This window comes from Weissella cibaria (assembly GCF_004521965.1).
Classification (GTDB): domain Bacteria; phylum Bacillota; class Bacilli; order Lactobacillales; family Lactobacillaceae; genus Weissella; species Weissella cibaria_A.
The window spans coordinates 1-459 of the sequence record NZ_SDGK01000081.1 but is presented as its reverse complement, the minus strand read 5'-3'; the positions used below and the strand labels follow the sequence as shown (position 1 = coordinate 459).

General features: G+C 42.5%; 1 protein-coding gene and 1 pseudogene. Both read right to left on the bottom strand.

The window, feature by feature from the left end; translation table 11 throughout:
• Positions 1-263: transposase (locus EST42_RS11235; protein ID WP_245150457.1), on the bottom strand; the 263-nt coding region annotated here is incomplete at its 3' end.
• A gap of 59 nt (positions 264-322) precedes the next feature.
• Positions 323-418 (bottom strand): annotated as a pseudogene (locus EST42_RS11230) (hypothetical protein); the annotation flags it as partial.
• Positions 419-459 lie beyond the last annotated feature (41 nt).

Genomic DNA, 459 nt, shown 5'->3' with positions numbered 1-459 from the left:
GAGATAAGAATACGTAGACGAAAGTTTTTGAAACTACGGAACCCGTATGCCGTGCGCTTAATGGCTTTGATTTTATTGTTTGAACCTTCAATCGGTCCATTTGAGAATCCGTAGATAAAACTCTTTATTATTTCGTCGAAGTGTTTACGGCTAGTGTGATGATCCTTCTGCATTGCCTTTGGCAATGAGTAGTTTTGGGTATCGTTTTTTGTAGGGTATAGAACAGACTTGAGTTCAGCTTCGTCACGGGTTTCGACGGCGATTTGTCAGCTACGATGTTTGCGTTTGGAAACAGTTCATTAATCATGGCTCGGTAAGGGGTAAATAAGTCTACCGTTATGGTTTTAACAGCAGCTCGGGCTGCTTGACTGTATTGGTTGAAATAGGCACGGAGCTGACCGACGCCACGATCCTTCATGACATCTAGAATGCGATGGTTCACTGAATCGATTAAAATCA